The sequence below is a fragment of the Streptomyces sp. NPDC001156 genome, from assembly GCF_053598275.1.
This window is the reverse complement of sequence record NZ_JBSFJX010000032.1, coordinates 22,882-40,565: the sequence shown is the minus strand read 5'-3', so window position 1 is coordinate 40,565 and position 17,684 is coordinate 22,882. Positions and strand designations below refer to the sequence as shown.

The 17,684-nt window shown below is 73.6% G+C and carries 9 protein-coding genes; all 9 read left to right on the top strand.

The features are described from left to right. Positions 1 to 438: 438 nt before the first annotated feature. The 9 genes from ACWDA7_RS18070 (at position 439) to ACWDA7_RS18030 (ending at position 17,649) form a co-directional block, all read left to right on the top strand. The gene (locus ACWDA7_RS18070) at positions 439 to 2,028 is read left to right on the top strand and encodes a condensation domain-containing protein (RefSeq protein ID WP_450605261.1); all 1,590 of its coding nucleotides are present in this window, start codon (positions 439 to 441) and stop codon (positions 2,026 to 2,028) included. Next, positions 2,028 to 5,459, top strand: a complete 3,432-nt coding sequence (locus ACWDA7_RS18065) for a non-ribosomal peptide synthetase (protein WP_450605260.1) — start codon at positions 2,028 to 2,030, stop codon at positions 5,457 to 5,459. The genes ACWDA7_RS18070 and ACWDA7_RS18065 overlap by 1 nt, the downstream gene beginning before the upstream one ends. Further along, positions 5,456 to 6,586 carry a cytochrome P450 gene (locus tag ACWDA7_RS18060; protein WP_450605259.1) on the top strand — a complete coding sequence of 377 codons (1,131 nt, stop codon included), beginning with the start codon at positions 5,456 to 5,458 and terminating at the stop codon, positions 6,584 to 6,586. Before ACWDA7_RS18065 ends, ACWDA7_RS18060 begins: the two co-directional genes overlap by 4 nt. Positions 6,587 to 6,588: 2 nt before the next feature. Beyond that, positions 6,589 to 10,344: a type I polyketide synthase gene (locus ACWDA7_RS18055; RefSeq protein ID WP_450605258.1), complete on the top strand. Its 3,756-nt coding sequence runs from the start codon at positions 6,589 to 6,591 to the stop codon at positions 10,342 to 10,344. Between the two features lie 2 nt (positions 10,345 to 10,346). Continuing rightward, entirely contained in the window at positions 10,347 to 11,726 is a 1,380-nt protein-coding gene (locus ACWDA7_RS18050) for an MFS transporter (protein ID WP_450605257.1), read from the top strand. Continuing rightward, a complete protein-coding gene (locus ACWDA7_RS18045; RefSeq protein ID WP_450605256.1) occupies positions 11,726 to 13,114 on the top strand; it encodes a cytochrome P450 in 1,389 nt (462 codons plus the stop codon). The genes ACWDA7_RS18050 and ACWDA7_RS18045 overlap by 1 nt, the downstream gene beginning before the upstream one ends. Positions 13,115 to 13,152: 38 nt before the next feature. Beyond that, positions 13,153 to 13,884 carry a thioesterase II family protein gene (locus ACWDA7_RS18040; RefSeq protein WP_450605255.1) on the top strand — a complete coding sequence of 244 codons (732 nt, stop codon included), beginning with the start codon at positions 13,153 to 13,155 and terminating at the stop codon, positions 13,882 to 13,884. 31 nt (positions 13,885 to 13,915) lie between these two features. Further along, positions 13,916 to 14,740 carry an SDR family oxidoreductase gene (locus ACWDA7_RS18035; protein WP_450605254.1) on the top strand — a complete coding sequence of 275 codons (825 nt, stop codon included), beginning with the start codon at positions 13,916 to 13,918 and terminating at the stop codon, positions 14,738 to 14,740. 65 nt (positions 14,741 to 14,805) lie between these two features. After that, a complete protein-coding gene (locus ACWDA7_RS18030) occupies positions 14,806 to 17,649 on the top strand; it encodes an amino acid adenylation domain-containing protein (protein ID WP_450605253.1) in 2,844 nt (947 codons plus the stop codon). Positions 17,650 to 17,684 lie beyond the last annotated feature (35 nt).

The window sequence follows — 17,684 nt, the reverse complement described above, 5'->3', positions numbered from 1 at the left end:
GAAGCCGGCGGGGGCGGGGACGCCGCGAGACAACGTACACGATCGGTGTCGATTAAAGCTCAATGATTTGACCATGTACTCTCGGGTCACGCGAGCGTGCAATGAATTGGACATGTTCCGCGTGTCGGAATTGCTTTGAGCCAGGTGGCCGAAAAGCAATGCATAACGGTTGATCGGCAGGTCCGGGAGCGTTGAATTCCGCCGAGTCCGACCGCCCTTGACATGTTCATCGGGCGCTGCCTAGGGTCATTCAGCCATTGGACGTCGGTGCTGCCCTGCTTAGATTCACACCCCCTTCTGCGCCTTGCGGCGAAAACATGCCGCGCGGGGGTCGTTGTGTTCCGTGTGTCGTCGACTGTATTCGCGCTTCCAGTAAGCGGTTCCATTGCTGTATGAGTTTCGGGGGAATCTCACTTGTTGTCCGATTCGTCGTTACACGTGCCGGAAGAGTCTCTTTGGTACCCGGCCACTCGGATGCAGCAGGGTCTGTGGGTCCTCGATCGCGACGAACTGCAGAGACCCACCCAACTCGTCCCATCCGTCGTCGAGTTCACCGGTGAGGTGGACCACGGGCAACTCGTCGAGGCCGCCCGGCTGACCATCGCCCGGCATCCGTCGCTCCGGGCCCGCTTCCGGTTCAACGCCAGGCTCCGCCGCGTCGAGTACAGCACCCACGGTGAACCGGGCGAGGCGGTGCTGCGCGACGCCGAGGCCGAGGGACTCGGCGCCCCGGAGGTCGACGCGTTCGTGCGGCAGCTGTGCAGCACCCCGTTCGACCTGGGTGCCGACGCGCCCGTGCGGGCCGTGGTCGTCCGGCTCGACGCCCGGCGCACCCTGCTGGTCCTCGTCTCGCACCACATCGTGGTCGACGGCCTGTCGCGCACGATGCTCCTGGAGGAGATCTTCGCCGTCTACCGGGCCCGGCTCGCCGGCACCCGGCCGCAGCTGAGCGATCCCCCGCACCCCGCCTCGGTCGTCGCCGACCGCTCGCCCGACGAGGTGGCCGCCCAGGTCACCGAGGTCGTCGAGCGGCTGCGCGGCGCACCCGTCGACGTACGCCTTCCCTTCGATCGCGGCGCCGGAGACGACCTGGAGGCCGCCCGGCTCGGCGCCACCGTCACCACCCGCCTGGATGCCGAGCGCACCGCGAAGGCCCTGGCGGTCGCCTCCGAGGAGGGGTGCACGACCTTCATGCTCGGCGTCGCCCTGCTCGCCGGCACGCTGGCCCGCGGCAGCGGACAGCGGGACTTCCTGATCGCCTTCGCCTGGCCGGGCCGCGACCATCCCGACGCCGCCGACGTCATCGGCATGTTCATCACCACCGTGGTGCTGCGTATCTCCCTGGAGCCGGACACCAGCTGGCGGGAACTGCTGCGCGGCGCCCGGGGCGCGAGCATGGAGGCGTTCATGGACGCCGATGTGCCGCTCGACGCGCTCGCCGCCGAACTCAACCCCGACCGGACCCGGCTCTGGCCACCCCTGACCCCGGTCCTGCTCAATCTCGACGACGCCCCGCACACTCCCGTGCTCGCCCCCGGCGTCACCGGCCGGCTGCGCCCGCTCGACCCCCTCTACGTCAAGTACGACCTCGCGGTGTTCGTCCGGATCGCCGACGACGTCGACGGCCGGCAACTGGAGCTGTCCCTCGACCACCCGACGGACGTCACCGATCACTCCGCCGTGTCCGCCTTCCTGACAGATCTGCGGCACAGCGCCGCGGACCTTGCCACCTCACCGGAGGAACCCGTGCTCGAACAGCCCGTCGAGACGATCAACCTGGACGACCCCGAGGAGCGGCTCGAACTCGTACGGTCCATCTGGCGCGAGATCCTCGGCATCGACGCCGCCGACGACATCGACGACGACGTCAGCTTCTTCGAGGCCGGCGGCGACTCGCTGCTTCTCGTGGTCCTGGTGGAGCGCCTCAGCCAGACCTCCGGGCGGACCCTGCGCACCATCGACCTGTTCCGCTCCGCCACCGTCGGCGGCCAGGCCGATCTCCTCGCGAGCCCCGCCGAGGCCGTCTGATGGCGCCGACCCGCGAAGCGCTGGCCGCCGCCGTCCTCGGCGGGGCGGACCCGGCGAGCTTCGCCACGGAGACGTTCCTCTCCCTCGGCGGCGACTCGCTGCGGGCCATGCGTCTGGCCGCCCAGGCCCAGGAGCGGCTCGGCCTGCGCATCGCCGTGAAGGAGCTGCTCGGCGGCCGGCCGCTCGCCGAGGTCCTCGCCGGGGCGCGGGCCGAGGAGACAACCGAGGTCACCGCCGAGGTGGGCCCCCACGGGGACACGGCCCTCTCGCCGGCCCAGCGCGGTATGTGGCTCATCGAACGGGTGGCCGGTGGATCCCCGTACAACCTCGTCTTCACCTGCCACGCCGAGGACGGCGGTCGCATCGACCGCGGCGCCCTCGCCAAGGCGCTCGCCGAGACCGCCGCCCGCCACGAGGGGCTGCGCACCGTCTTCCGGGAGAGCCCGGGCGACGGCGAGGACGACGTCGTACGGGAGGTACTGCCCTCCCACGCGCCGCAGCTGACGGAGATCGTGCACGAGGGGGCCGTCGAGGACTTCGACGCGTTCGTCCGCCGTGAGGGCGCCGAACAGGGGCGCCGTCCCTTCGACCTGTCGGCCGCGCCCGCCTGGCGGCTGCTGTACTTCTCGCACCCGGCGGGCCGCGACGCCGTCGTCCTGTCCGCGCACCACATGGTGCTCGACGGCTGGGCGGTCGGGCTGCTGTTACGTGAGCTGTTCGCACGGCACGCCGCGCTCACCGGCACCGGCACCGGAACCGGCCTCGAGCCGGAGGCCGGACCGGCCGTCCCGGTGCGGGTGCTGAGCGAGCGTCAGGAAGTCCTGCGGGCACGTGGCGTGTGGGACGCCCAGGCCGCGTTCTGGAAGGGCCACCTCGGCGGCGTGCCCACGGCTCTGGAACTGCCCGCGGACCGGCAGCGCCCCGCCGTCCAGGACGCCGAGGGCGAGCGCACCGCACTGGACATCGGGCCCGCCGTGACCGCCGCCGTCGCCGAGCGGGCCCGCGCGCTCGGCATCACCCCGTACGCCTTCCTGCTCGGCGCCTTCGCCCTGGCCGTCGGCCGCCGTACCGGGGCCCGCAGCCTGCTCGTCGGTGTGCCGCTGCTCGGGCGCGGGAGCAGCGATCTGGAGCGGCTGATCGCCGTGGCGGGCAATCTCGTCCCGGTCCGCGTCGACATCGACGACGAGCTGAGCCCCGCCGACTACCTGCTCTCCGTGCACTCCTCGCTCGTACAGAGCATCGACGCGGGCGACCTGCCCTTCGAGGAACTCGTCTCCCGGCTCGGCGTCGAGCGCAGCCTCGGCTGCCACCCGCTGGTCCAAGTCTGCTTCGGCATGCACGACCAGCTGGTGCCGCAGTCCCTCGACGCGGGTACCGCACGGCTGCGGGTCGAGGAGGGCCACGGCGGCGGCTCGCAGTTCGACCTGACCATGCTCATCGGGCACTCCGACCCGGCCTACGCGGGCCACGTCGAATACGCCACCGGTGTCTGGACCGAGGCCGAGACCCGGGCCTTCGTCGCCGACTTCGTGGCCGGCGCCGGGGAGCTGGCCACCGGTGCCGCCGAGCGCCTGGAGGACGTGCGCTGCATGTCCGCCGACGCCCACGCCCGGCTCGCCGAACTCAACGACACCCGTCGGGAGTTCCCCGACACCTCCCTCGACGCGCTGTTCCGCGCGGCCGCCGCCCGCACCCCGGACGCCATCGCCGTACGCGACGGGTCCGCCCGGCTCACGTACGCCGAACTGATAGGTGCCGCACGCGAACAGGCGCGGCTGCTGCGCGCCGCCGGGGTCCGTCCCGGCGACCGGGTGCTGGTCGGTGTCGAGCGTTCGGTCGCCGAGGCCGCCGCCGTCCTGGGAGTGCTGTGGTCGGGCGCCGCTTATGTGGGCGTGGAGCAGAGCGCGACGGACGCCCATCTGGCGAGGATCGTGGCCCGCGCCCGGCCGTCGGCCGCGCTCGTCGGACCGGTCGCCGGGGACGCCGCGCGCCGTTTCCGCGCGCTGGGCACCGAGCCGGTCGCGGTGTGGGAGCCCAGCTGGCGGCCGGCGGACGCCGACGATGAGGAGCTCGCGCCCGAGGACCCCGCCCGGCTCGCCTACGTCGCCTTCACCTCCGGTTCCACCGGCGAGCCCAAGGGCGTCGCCGTGCCGCACCGCGCTGTGATCCGTCTTGTGCATGAGGCGGGGTTCGTGCGCCTGGGGCCGGGCGAGCGGATGCTGCGCCTGTCCCCCCTGGCGTTCGACGCCTCGACCCTCGAACTGTGGGGCGCCCTGCTCACCGGGACGACCCTGGAGGTGCATCCGGCGGGGCTCGCCTCGCCCACCGAACTGGGCGCCTTCCTGCGCGAGCGCGAGATCACCGTGGCCTGGCTCACCGCGGGCCTGTTCCGGCTCGTGGAGGAGTTCGCTCCCGACTCGCTCGGCGGCCTGAGGCAGTTGCTGACCGGCGGCGACGTGGTGCCGCACGAACACACCGCTCGGGTGCTGGCCCGCCACCCCGGCATCGTCGTCACCAACGGCTACGGCCCCACCGAGAACACCACCTTCACCACCACGCACTCGGTCTCCTTGCCCGACGAGGTCGACGGCCCGCTGCCCATCGGCCGGCCCGTGCCCGGCACTCGGGTCTACGTCCTGGACGGGCGGCGCAGGCTGCTGCCGCCCGGCGCGATCGGTGAGCTGTACGCGGCGGGAGCGGGCCTCGCCGACGGATACCTCGGGGACGCGGACGAGACGGCGCGCTCCTTCGGGGAGTTCTCGCCCGACGTGCCCGAGCGGCTCTACCGCACCGGCGACATCGTGCGCATCGACTCCCGCGGCAGGCTCCGCTTCCTCGGGCGCGCCGACGACCAGGTCAAACTGCGCGGCTACCGGGTCGAACTCAGCGCCATCAGCGATGTGCTGACCGAGCACCCCGCCGTCCAGGACGCCGTCGTACAGGTCACCGACGGGGACAGCGCCGACAAACGGCTGGTCGCCGCGGTGGTTCCGGCCGCGGGCGCCGCCCTCGCCGCCACGGACCTGCGTGCCCTGCTCCAGCAGAGGCTGCCCGCCTACATGGTCCCCACCCTGTGGACGATCGTGGACCGCATCCCGGTCACCGCCAACGGCAAGGTCGACCGGCGTGCCCTCGCCGCCCGCGCCGTACCCGCAGGGCAGGCGACCCGGGCCGCGGAGGCCGAGGGCGCGGCCACGACCACCCGCATCATCGAGCTGTTCGCCGAGCTCACCGAGGAAGCCGAGCCGGGGGCCGTGATCGACGCCGACACCGATTTCTTCATGGTGGGCGGCAACTCCCTCGGCGCGGTGCGCCTCATGCGCAAGGTGAAGGAGCGCCTCGGTGTGAGCGTGCGGCTGCGCGACTTCCTGCTCTCCCCGACCCCGGCCGGCCTGCGGGCGCTCGTCGAGAAGGAGGCCGGCGGCGCGTGAACGGTACACCCCCGCTCGCGTGGGACGAGGGCCTCGAATGCTGGGTCGTCGCGCATCCGCGGCTCGCCCGGCAGGTCCTCAACCACCCCGGCTTCACATCCGGGACCTTCGAGCGCTCCTTCCAGCTGTACATGACCGGCGCCGCGCGCGAGGAGTACCACGAGCTCACCGAGTTCCTGCGGTTGTGGTTCGTGCAGGCCGACGCCCCCGAGCACACGGCGCTGCGCCGCCCGGTTCAGCGGGTGATGTCGGCCTCGTACGTACGCTCTCTCGCGCCCCGCGTCGAGGAGTTCACCGACGAATGCCTCGACGCGCTGGCCGGGGCCGTGCCGCACGACGTCGTGCCGGCCGTCGCCGACGGGCTCTCCGGCAAGGTGATGGCGCACGTCGTCGGAGTCGCCGAGCCGCCCGAGGTACTGCACCGCTGGGCGCGCACCCTCTCGCTGTTCATCGGTGCGATGTACCGCCGGGACTACGCCGCGGCGGCCCACCGCACGATGGTGGAGATGACCGAGGCCCTGTCCCGGGCCACCGCCCCGAAGGCCTTCCCGCAGGAGACCCCCGAGGACCGGGCACGCACGACGGCGACCTGGGCGATGAACCTCTTCGGGGGCCTGGAGACCACGTCGTCGCTGCTCGCGTCAGCAGTCCTGGACGTCCTGGGCGAGCCGCAGGTATGGGACGCCGTGCGCGAGCAGCGGCCCGGCGCCGCAGAGGCGTTCGTGGAGCGGGTGCTGCAACGCCGCCCGCCGCTGCGGCACTTGGGCCGCGTCGTCGCCCACGACCAGGAGCTCGCCGGAGAGCACATGAAGGAGGGGGACCTCGTCCTCGTCAGCCTCACCGGAGGGGGCCTGCTCGCCGACGGCGGCGCACCGGCCGCGGCCTGCCCGGTCACCGGCGAAGCGGCAGGCACCGCCGAGGGCGCCGCGTCCGAGCAGCATCTGGTCTTCGGGTTCGGGCCGCACTACTGCGTCGGCGCACCGCTCGCCCGGCTGGAGGCGGCCGTGCTGCTGCGCCGCTTCGCCGCACGCTTCCCGGCCGCCCGGCTCGCACCCGAGGCAGCGGTGTGGGGCCCCAACCTCTCGTACGTGGGCCTCGACCACCTCTACGTCGACCTGGGAGTGTGACCGTGCCGAGCGCAGGCGAGTACGGGGACGGCGCCGTGGCGGTCGTGGGCATGGCCTGCCGGCTGCCCGGGGCCGACAACCTGGACGAGTACTGGGCGGCCCTGATGGCCGGCGCGGACGGCATCACCCGCTTCGACCCCGAACGGCTGATCGCCCGGGGCGCCGACCCCTCCTACGTCCGCCGGGACAACTTCGTCCCCGCCATGGGTGTCATCGCAGGCTCCCGCCGGTTCGACCGGGCGTACTTCTCCTACAGCCGGGCCGAGGCGGCGGCGACGGACCCGCAGCAGCGCGTGTTCCTGGAGTGCGCGGTCACCGCCTTCGACGACGCGGGCCTTGACCCGACCCGCTTCAAAGGCCGGATCGGGGTGTACGCGGGTGCCGACCGGGTGGGCGAGCACACCGACCCCGACCTGGGTGAACTCGCCCGCTACATCGGGCGGGAGAAGGACTTCCTCGCCACCCGCGCCGCCTACAAGCTCGGGCTGCGCGGCCCCGCGCTCACCGTCCAGACGGCCTGCTCCACCTCACTGACCGCCACCCACCTCGCCGCACGCGCCCTCGTCGGCGGCGAGTGCGACGCGGCCCTCGCCGGAGGCGTCACCGTCATGCCCGACGGGGAGTGGGGCTATCTGTACGAGCCGGACGGCATCCTCTCGCCCGACGGCCGCTGCCGGCCCTTCGACGAGGAGGCGGCGGGTACGGTGCCCAGCGAGGGTGTCGCCGTGGTGGTGCTGAAGCGGCTCGTGGACGCGGTGCGCGACGGCGACCGGATCGCCGCGGTGATCACCGGTACCGCCGTCAACAACGACGGCTCCGACAAAATGGCGTACACCGCGCCGTCCCTGACCGGGCAGAGCGAGGTGATCCGCGCCGCGCAGCGCATCGCGGGAGTGGACCCGGCGGACATCGACTACGTCGAGGCGCACGGCACCGCGACCCGGCTCGGCGACCCGGTGGAGGTGCAGGCCCTCGCCGATGTCTTCGGGATTGCGGCGGGCCGCGAGCGGTGCGCGCTCGGCGCCGTGAAGGGGAACATCGGTCACACCGGTGTGGCCTCCGGAGTCGCCGGGCTGATCAAGACCGCGCTGATGCTGGAGCACGGCCGGCTCGTGCCCACCGCGCACTTCGCCAGGCCCAACCCGCTGCTGGAACTGGACAGTTCGCCGTTCCGGATCGTCGAGCGGTGCGAGCCGTGGACGCCCCGCCGGGACGACGGGGCCCGGGTCGCAGCCGTCAGCTCCTTCGGCGTGGGCGGCACCAACGCCCATGTGGTCCTTCGGTCCGCGCCCCGCCGCGCCCCGCTCCCGGACCGGGGCGGGCCACGGCCGCTGCTGGTGTCCGCGGCCGTGCCTCACGCCCTCGGCCGGATGGCCGGGGCGCTCGCCGACCGGCTCGTGCCGGATCCGGCCGCGCCGTCCGTCGCCGAGGTCTCCCGCACCCTCGCCGGGCGGCGCGCGTACCGGCACCGGGCAGCCGTCGTGGCGCGCGACACCCGGCAGGCGGCCCGGCTGCTGCGCGGCGTCGCCGAGCGGGAGGGCGCCCGGGACGCCACCGCCAAGCCGCGCAGGATCGGCAAGGTCGCGTTCGTCCTCCCGGGCCAGGGCACCCTGCGGCACGCCGCGGGCGCGGCGGCCCATCGCCTGCTCCCCGGATTCCGGACGGCGTTCGACGCGATACGCAAGACCGTGCTCGACGCTCACGGCATCGACCTGACGCCCGTCGTCGCGGAGGGGGACGACACGCCGCAGGAGTGGTTCGCCGACACCGTGCACCAGCAACTCGCCCTGTTCGTCCTCGGATACGCCTTCGGCAGCCAGCTCCAGCAGTGGGGCGTACGGCCCGCCGCCCTGCTCGGCAACAGCGTCGGCGAATACACGGCCGCCGCCCTCGCCGGGGTCTGGTCGCCGCAGGACGCGGCCGGCCTGGTGTGCCGCCGGGCCCGCGCCATGTGGGACACCGAACCCGGCCGCATGGTGAGCGTCACCGCCGACGCCGGCGAGATCGCCGCCAGGCTCCCCGTGGACGGCGAGGTCACCGTCGCGGTCGAGGGCGCGGGCTCCGTCGTCCTGTCCGGGCCCGAGGCCGCCGTCGCCGACCTGCTCGCGGCCGACACGCTCGCGGGCCTGCCCGTCACACCGGTGCACACCCGGCGAGCCTTCCACTCGAAGGCCATGGAACCGGCAGCCGAGGCGGTACGTGCGTCCCTGTCGTCGGTGCCCGCCCGCACGCCCCGGCTGCCACTCGTCTCCAACGCCACCGGCGACTGGGCCGATCCGGCGCAGGTGGCCCGCCCCGACTACTGGGCCACCCAGTTGCGCAGCCCCGTGCTGCTGGCCCGGGCCATGGAGACGCTGCTCGCCTCGGGCTGCACGACGTACGTCGAACTCGGCCCGGGCAGTTCGATGCTCGGCGGACTGCGCCGCAGCCCCGGCTGGGACACCGCGTTCACCGCCGTGCGGCTGACCGGGCGCCCCGGGGAACCCGCCGACGACGCCCTGCTGTCGGCGCTCTGCACCCTGTGGGAGCTGGGCGCCGACCGCGCGATCGACGACGTACTGGAACCCGCCGGACCCGGGGCGGTACGCGTCTCGCTGCCCGGCTACCGGTTCATGGGCGAGGACCCGCGCGGCGAACGGGAGCCGCGCCCGCCCGCACCGGCGCCGGTCGCGCCCCGGTCCGTCCCCGGGCCGGACGGCGTCCGGGCCGTGCTCGAGAAGCTGTGGTGCCGCACCCTCGGGGTGAGCGGCGCGCGCGACGACGACGACTTCTTCGCCCTGGGCGGCGAGTCCCTCATGGCCGTCACCCTCATGTCTGCGGTCAGGGAGCACACCGGGTGCGCGCTGTCCGTCACCGACTTCTCACGGCACCCCGCCTTCGGTGACCTGGTGGCGGCCGTCACGAGCCGGCTGCCGGCATCGGGCGGGGGGCCGGCGACCGCGTCCGGCGGCGGCCCGGCCCTGGTTCCCGGCGTGGCCGTCCTCGCCGAGGGACGACCGGGGCAGCGGCCGCTGTTCCTCGTCAGCGACGCCGTCGGCAACGCGCTGCCCTACCGGGACCTCGCCGACGAGCTGGCGGCCGCCGGCGGCAGACCGGTGTTCGGGCTGGAGGACACCGACGACCCGAGGGGCACACCGCGCACGGTCGGTGCCGTCGCCGCGGCACACCTCGCGGCCCTGCTGCGGGCGCAGCCCGAAGGCCCGTACACGATCGGGGGCTGGTCCTACGGTGCCGTCGTCGCCCATGAGCTGGCCCGGCTGCTGATCCGGCGCGGCGAGCACGTCGACCTGCTCGTGTGCCTGGACGGGTTCGTGCCCGACACCGGCGGCCTGCCCGTGGGCTTCGCCCCGGAGTTCCTCCGCGCGGGCCTGCGCGCCCAGGCCGAGGCGGCCTTCGGCGTCGGCCCGCTCGCCCGGCGGCTGCGCCGGGACCCGGCCCAGCGCCGGCGGTTCGCGGCCCGCCAAGCAGGGCTGCTGCGCTATCGGCCGCGGCCGCTGCCCTGCCGCGCGGTGCTGTTCAAGGCCTGCGGTGAACCGGCGCGGGCCGGCGGGCCGGACGGCACGGACCGGCTGCGCGATCGCCTGGCCGGCCTGTACTGGGGCGGGCTGCGCATCGAGCCGGTGCCCGGCGACCACTGGTCGATGCTCGTCCCGCCGCACGCGGGTCCGCTGGCGCGCAGGCTCCTCGCCGTGCTGGACGCGGGGGAAGCGCGGCATCCCAGGGACGACGTCAGCGAAGCCCGGCAAGGAATGGAGTGACCATGGCTGACAAACCGGCCGACATCGATCTGGAGCAGGGACCGGGTGCGGCTCCGGCGGATGACGCGATCACCGACAGCGTCCCTGCGACGGCGCTCCCGGCGCAGGCCCAGGAGCAGCCGCGGGAGCCCAAACCCCTGCTGCGCAACGCCGACTTCCAGGCACTGTGGACCAGTGAGGCGTTCGCCGCGCTGGCCAAGGAGACCGCAGAGGTCGCGTACCCGCTGCTGATCCTCGCCACGAACGGCTCCGCGCTCTACGCGGGCGCCGTCGGGTCCGCGCAGCTGGTCACCGCCAGTCTGATGTCGATCCCGGGCGGCACCCTCGCCGACCGGCTCGACCGGCGACTGCTGCTCATCGCCTGCAACATGGTGCGCGTCGTCCTCCTCGGCCTGCTGGCGCTGCTCGTCTCCACCGGGCACACCCACCCCGCCGTCATCTTCGGCGTCGCCATCGGCTCGGCGGCCTGCCTCGGCATCTCCAACCCGACCGGCCTCGCCGTCATCAAGCAGTTGGTGCCGCCCTCGCAGCTGACGCAGGCCACCGCCCAGAACCAGGTCCGATACTTCGCGGCCACCATGGGCGGACCTCCCGCGGGCGGTTCGCTGTTCGCCGTCGCGCGGGCCTTCCCGTTCCTGACCGCGGCCGTCTCGTTCCTTGTCTCGTCCGTGCTGTTGCTGTTCATCCGCAAGCCGCTGAAGGTGGAGAACGCGGCGCCCGGGGAGAAGCGCAACGCCGCCGAGGGCTTCCGCTTCCTGGCCCGGCAGCCCGTACTGCGGCTGCTGATCATCTGGATCATGGGCTCGAACATGGCGTTCACCCACACCGGTGTCTTCCTGGCGCTGATCGCCACCGCCGAGAGCCGGGGCGCCTCGGCCACCTTCACCGGCCTGCTCCTGTCGATCGCCGGCATCGGCGGCGTGGTCGGTTCGCTCTTCGCGAGCCCGATCATCAAGCGTGTGCCGCCGCCGGTGGTGTTCCTGTGCGCCGCCTGGATCGGGCCGGTCGCCGCCGTGCTGCTCGCCACCGTCTCCGGCCTCGTCCCGCTCGGCATCATCGTCGCCTGCGTCTTCCTGCGCGGGCCGATCACCAGCGCCCTGTTCCTCGCCTATCTGGCGGCCATGGCGCCGGACAAGACGCAGGGCCGGGTGCTCGGTGCCGTGATGTTCATGTCGATGGTCGCCGCCCCGCTCGGTGTGTTCGGCGTCGGCACCATCTTCGATCTGGCCGGACCCACCTGGGTGTTCACGGCCATGGGCATCGTCTCGGGCCTCGCCGCCCTGCCCACGCTCAGCCCTCGCATCCGCAAGCTCGCCCCGCCGGAGGCGTACGCCGTCACCACGGCGGACCCGTCCGGGGACCCGACCTCCAAGGAGACGTGATGCCCGCCGACACCTCACGGCCTACCTCCGCCCCCGCGACCGCCCGGGCCGCCGTTCCGGCGCAGCCCGACGGCCGGGGTGCCCCGGCACACGACGCCGACCCCGCCGTCACGGCCCTGGCCGTCGCGACGGGCGGCGGCGACCGGTTGCCGCCGGAGTTCTTCACCGACCCCGACCCGGCGCCCGGTGCCACCCACGCCGCCAACGCCGGGCTACGGGCGACCGGTTGCCCCGTGCACCCCATCAACTACCCCCCGGGCGGGGACGCCTACGTGGTCGCCGACTACGAGACCGCGCTCAAGGGGTTCTCCGACCCGCGGCTGTCCAAGTCCGTCGACAACGCGCCCGCCTGGTTCCGCGACCTCCTCAAGGACAGCAGCCCGGTCCTGATCCGCAACATGATCACTGCGGACGCGCCCGAGCACACCCGGCTGCGCCGCCTGGTCAGCCGGGCCTTCGTACCGCGCCGGATGACCCTGCTCCGCCCCCGCATCCAGGAGATCACCGACGAACTCATCGACGCGCTGCCCGAGTCGGGCGAGGTCGACCTGATGGAGTTCGCCTTCACCCTGCCGATGCGGGTCATCTGCGAGTTCCTCGGCGTACCCATCGAGGACCGCCCCGACCTGCACGCCTGGGGCTACTGGCTGAGCGGTGCGCCCTTCGCGGACGAGGAGTCGAACCGCAAGCTGAAGGTGGCCAGCGACAGCATCGAGCAGTACCTCATCGGGCTGCTCGACCGGCGCCGCGCCGAAGGGCTCGGCGACGACCTGGTCTCCATCCTGCTGCGGGCCGCCGACGAGGAGGACGTCTTCACCAACGACGAACTCGTCTCGACCCTCGTCCTGCTGATCATCGCCGGTCACAAGACCACCGCGAACCTCATCGGCAACGGCATGCAGGCCCTGTTCCGGTTCCCGGACCAGCTGGAACTCCTGCGGTCGGAGCCCGAGCTGGCGGAGTCGGCGGTCGAGGAGTTCCTGCGCTTCGAGCCGCCCGTCTACCGCGGCACCCTGCGCGTGGCCACCGAGGACATGGAACTGGGCGGCTGCCCCATACCGCGCGAGGGCTTCGTCCACATCCTCATGGACTCGGCCAACCGCGACCCGCAGGCCTTCGAGGATCCCGACCGCCTCGACATCACCCGCACCGCCAACCGCCACTTCGCCTTCGGCCATGGCGCGCATTTCTGCGTCGGCGCCCCGCTCTCCCGCGTCGAGGGCTCGGTCGCCTTTCCGGCACTGCTGCGCCGGCTGTCCGGGCTCGAACTCGCCGTCTCGCACGACCGGTTGGAGTGGGTCTTCGACAACTCCACCAGCCGGGGCCTGAAGAGGCTGCCGGTGCGGTACACGGCCCGGCTCGCCGCCGACGCGGAACAAGCGCACTGAGATGACGAGAACCGACGGCACGGGAGAGGCGCACTGAGATGACGACGAGCACCACCGCCACGACCCTTGTCTGCCTGCCCTTCGCCGGCGCGGGCGCCTCCTTCTTCCGCCCGTGGCAGCGCGTCGCGGGCGAGCGTCTGGCGATCCTGCCGCTCCAGCTTCCCGGCCGCGAGCGCCGTATCGACGAGGAGCCGTACACCGACGCCCGCACGGCGACCGAGGGCCTGCTCGGCGACCTGCGCGCCGCGCTCGCCGCCGACCCCGGACTGCCGCGCAGATTCGCCCTGTTCGGCCACAGCCTGGGGGCCGTCCTCGCCTACGAGCTCGCCCACCGTCTGGCCGCCGAGCCGGGCGGCACCGAACTCGCCCGCCTCTTCGTCAGCGGCTCCCCGCACCCGGCCGAACAGCGGACCCGGCGCGCCACGGGCCTGCCCGACGACGCGTTCCTCGCCCGCGTCCACGAGTTCGCCGGCTACACGCACGAGGCGCTCGACGACCCGGAGATGCGCGAGCTGATCCTGCCGACGCTGCGCGCCGACGTGGAGATGCACGAGAACTACACGCCCGCTGCCGACCTGCCGCTGCCCGCACCGCTCACCGTGCTGCGCGGCAGCCACGACGAACTCGTCAGCCGCGACGAGGCGGCGGCCTGGGCGAAGGTCGCGGGCGCCGGCTTCCGCTCCGTCGAACTGCCCGGCGGCCATATGTACCTGACCGAGTCCGCGGGGGAACTGCTCGACGTCGTCTCCGCCGACCTCGACGCCAGGTGAGCCGGACACCGAGCCGCGGGGGGAGCGAGTCATGCGCTTGAGGGGGAAGACCGTCGTCGTCACCGGGGCGTCCCGCGGCCTGGGGCGCGCCACGGCGGTGGCGTGCGCGGCCGAGGGCGCCGACGTCGCGCTGCTCGACCTCTGCGACGACCTGTCGGCAGTGCCGTATCCGCTGGGCACCGCCGGCCAGCTGGAGCACACCGCGGCGCTGTGCCGCAAGGCCGGTGCCGGGGTGCTCACGGTCCGCTGCGACGTGCGCGACCTGGCGTCCGTCGAGGAGGCGGTCGCGCTTGCCGAGGACCGGTTCGGCCCGCTCGACGGTGTGGTCAACAACGCGGGGATCGCGGCGCCCTCGGGCCGGCCCGCGCACGAGATCGGCGAGGACGAGTGGGCGCTGATGATCGACGTCGACCTCTCCGGGGCGTGGCGGATGATCCGTACGGTCGGCAAGGCGATGAGCGCCCGCCGGGCCGGCAGCATCGTCAACATCGCCTCCACGGCGGGCCTGGTGGGATATCGGCACTTCGCCGGATACGTCGCCGCCAAGCACGGCCTGATCGGGCTCACCAAGGCGGCGGCGCTCGACTACGCGCCCAGGAAGGTGCGGGTCAACGCCGTCTGTCCCGGCTCGGTCCGCGACGACCCGACCGCCGAGGGCCGGATGCTCGCCGAGATCGCGCGGGCCCTGGAGGTGCCGGTGAGCGAGCACGAGGAGACGTTCGTCGCGGCGCAGCCGATGAACGCGCTGATCGAGCCGGAGGACGTGGCGGCGGCCGTGGTCTACCTGCTGTCGGACGACGCCCGGCAGGTGACGGGGACGACCCTGACGGTGGACGGCGGGTTCACGGCCCGCTGAGCCGTGCGGCGGCACACGGAAGCCGGAAGTCGGACAGGTAAGGAACACGACAGGGAGGACACCCCGTGCCAGGTGCACAGTGCCACGCGGTCCGCGTCTCGGTGACCGGGCTCGGCGTACAGCGGCTGGAGGAGCGGCTGGCCGTCGCGGGCCCTTGGCGGCTGTGGGCGGACGACGTGCCGGCCGCACCGGCCCAGCCGCTCGCCGTACGCCGCCGCGAGGCCGAACTGCACCGTCCGGTGACCCGGGGCGTGCGGTGCGTCCTGCTGCGCTATGCCGACGGCACGGCGGATCTGGTCGTCGTGGCACACCGGGACCGACTGGACGGGGCCGGTCTGCGTCACCTGGCGGAGGTGCTGACGGGGGAGCGCCCGCCGTCGCCCTGCCCGCGACCGGCCACATCCCGCGCCGAGCCGACGCCCATGGCCGACGCCCCGGACTGGGGTGGGGGCGATCCGTCCGCCACGGCCCACGGCACGCACCACCTCGACCTGCCGGTCCCGTACGCCACCACACCCCCGTTCCTCCGCCTGCCCGCACTGGCCCTGACTCTCGCCCGCTACCACGGCCACGGCTCGACGGGCTCGGCCACGGTCGCGATCTCCGGGGCGGCGGGAGCGCTGGAGTACGCGGTGCCCCCGTCGACCACGCTGCGAGAGCTGGGCACCGCGGAACCGGCGCGGGTGACACGGGCCGTCCTCGCGGGCGTCCTCGAGGAGGCCGAGCCCGACCCGGCCCCGCCGCACGAAGCCGGGGCACCCGCGACACAGGCCCGGGGGGCGGTGCCGGACCCGAACGGCAGGGTCCCCGGTGTTCCGTCCGGTGGTGGCCCCGTGCCGGGCGTCAGCGGCGCCGGGCTGCGGGAACGGCTGCCCTGCCTCGCCCCGCCCTTCCCCCTCACGTTCGCCTTCTCGGCCCTTCCCGACGGTGGCACCCGGCTGTCCTGCTTCTTCTGGCACAGCCATGTCTCGCCGGCGGTCGCCGAGGGGTTCACCCGGCACTTCGGCGAGGTGTACCGGCAGTCGGTGCTCGCACCGGGGACGGCCGTCGCGGACGTGGATCCGCTCGACGCCGACGAGCGGGACCGCGTGGCCCGGCTCGGGCGGCCCGCCACCGCCCTTGTGTCCGAACCGGACACCCTGGCCGGGGTGTTCGCGAGGGTGGCGGCCGCCACGCCTGATGCCGTGGCCGTCTGCGACGGCGAAGTGGAGCTCAGCTACCGGGAGTTGGACGAACGCTCCGCCCGTATGGCCGCCGGGCTGCGGGCCCGCGGAGTGCGCCGCGGCGACCGCGTGGGCGTCTGCCTGGAGCGGACCGCGGAACTCGTCGTCACCCTGCTCGCCGTCGTCAGGGCGGGGGCCGCCTATGTGCCGACCGACCCGGCCTACCCCACCGAGCGTCTGGCCCACACCGTCTCGGACGCCGGGCCGCGCGTCGTGGTGACCCGCCTCGGCGGGTTCCCGTGCGACGGCGGGGTCGCGCTGCTGACCCCCGACGAACTCGCCGACGCCGCCCCCGCCGAGGGAGGCGAGCTTCCCGGCGCGGGTCCCGACGACCCGGCATACGTCATCTACACCTCCGGTTCCACTGGCCGCCCCAAGGGCGTGATCGTGCCGCACCGCAACGTCGTCTCCCTGATCGACTCCACCCGGGACGAGTACCGGCTCGGCGCCGACGACACCTGGACGCTGTTCCACTCGGCAGCCTTCGACTTCTCGGTGTGGGAGATCTGGGGCTGCCTCCTGACCGGCGGACGGCTCGTCGTCGTCCCGTACTTCGTCACCCGCGACCCGAACGACTTCCGCGACCTGCTCCTCGCCCGGCGCGTCACCGTGCTCAGCCAGACCCCGTCCGCGTTCTCCCAGCTCCTCCAGGTCGACCACACCCGGCTGCCGGTCCGGCTCGTGGTGTTCGGCGGCGAGCCGCTGGACAGCCGCATGCTGCTCCCCTGGTTCGACCGGCATCCCGAGAACACCTGCCGCATGGTCAACATGTTCGGCATCACCGAGACGACCGTGCACGTCACCGCCCAGACCGTGACCCGCGAACTCGCCCTCGCCGGGTCCCGCTCCGTGGGCCCCGCCCTGCCGGGCTGGCATCTGTACGTCACCGACGAGCAGGGCCGCCTCGTGCCCCCGGGCGTCACCGGCGAGATCTGCGTGGGCGGCGCGGGCGTCGCCGCCGGGTACCTCGACCGGCCCGATCTGACCGCGCAGCGCTTCCTGCCCGACCCGTACGCCCCCGATCCCTCGGCCCGCATGTACCGCAGCGGAGACCTGGGCCGGCTGCGCCCCGACGGACGGCTGGAGCACCTCGGCCGGATCGACAGCCAGGTCAAGATCCGCGGCTTCCGCATCGAACTCGACGAGATCCGCGCGGTCCTCCTGGAGGACCCGGACGTCGCCGCCGCGGCCGTCGTGGTGCGCCGCGACGACCCCGCCGACCCGGCCACGGCCCGACTCGACGCCTATGTCGTACCGGCCGACGGCGCCCCGGCCGACGATCCGCAGGGCATCCGCAAGCGCGCCGCCCGCATCCTGCCCGAGCACATGGTCCCGGCCACGGTCACGGCCCTCGACCTCCTCCCGCTGACGACCAACGGCAAGCTGGACCCGGCGCGGCTGCCCGCCCCGGTCCGCTCGACGGCGTCCGTGCCGCCCGGACCCGGACCTTCCGGCGACAGACCCGACGCCGGGGGTGACACCGGTCTCGCCGAGTCCCTCCGGGAGATTTGGGAGGCGGTCCTCGGCACTCCCGTGGGCCTCGACGACGACTTCTTCGAACTCGGCGGCAACTCCCTGTTCGCCGTGCGTGTCAGCGCCGCCCTGCGCGCCCGTGGGCTGCCGTCACTGCCGCTGCGCGACCTCTACCGGACCCCGACGATCCGGGCCCTCACGACCGCACGCTGAAGGGCGATCCGGCCCTCCCCAAACCGCCCCGAACC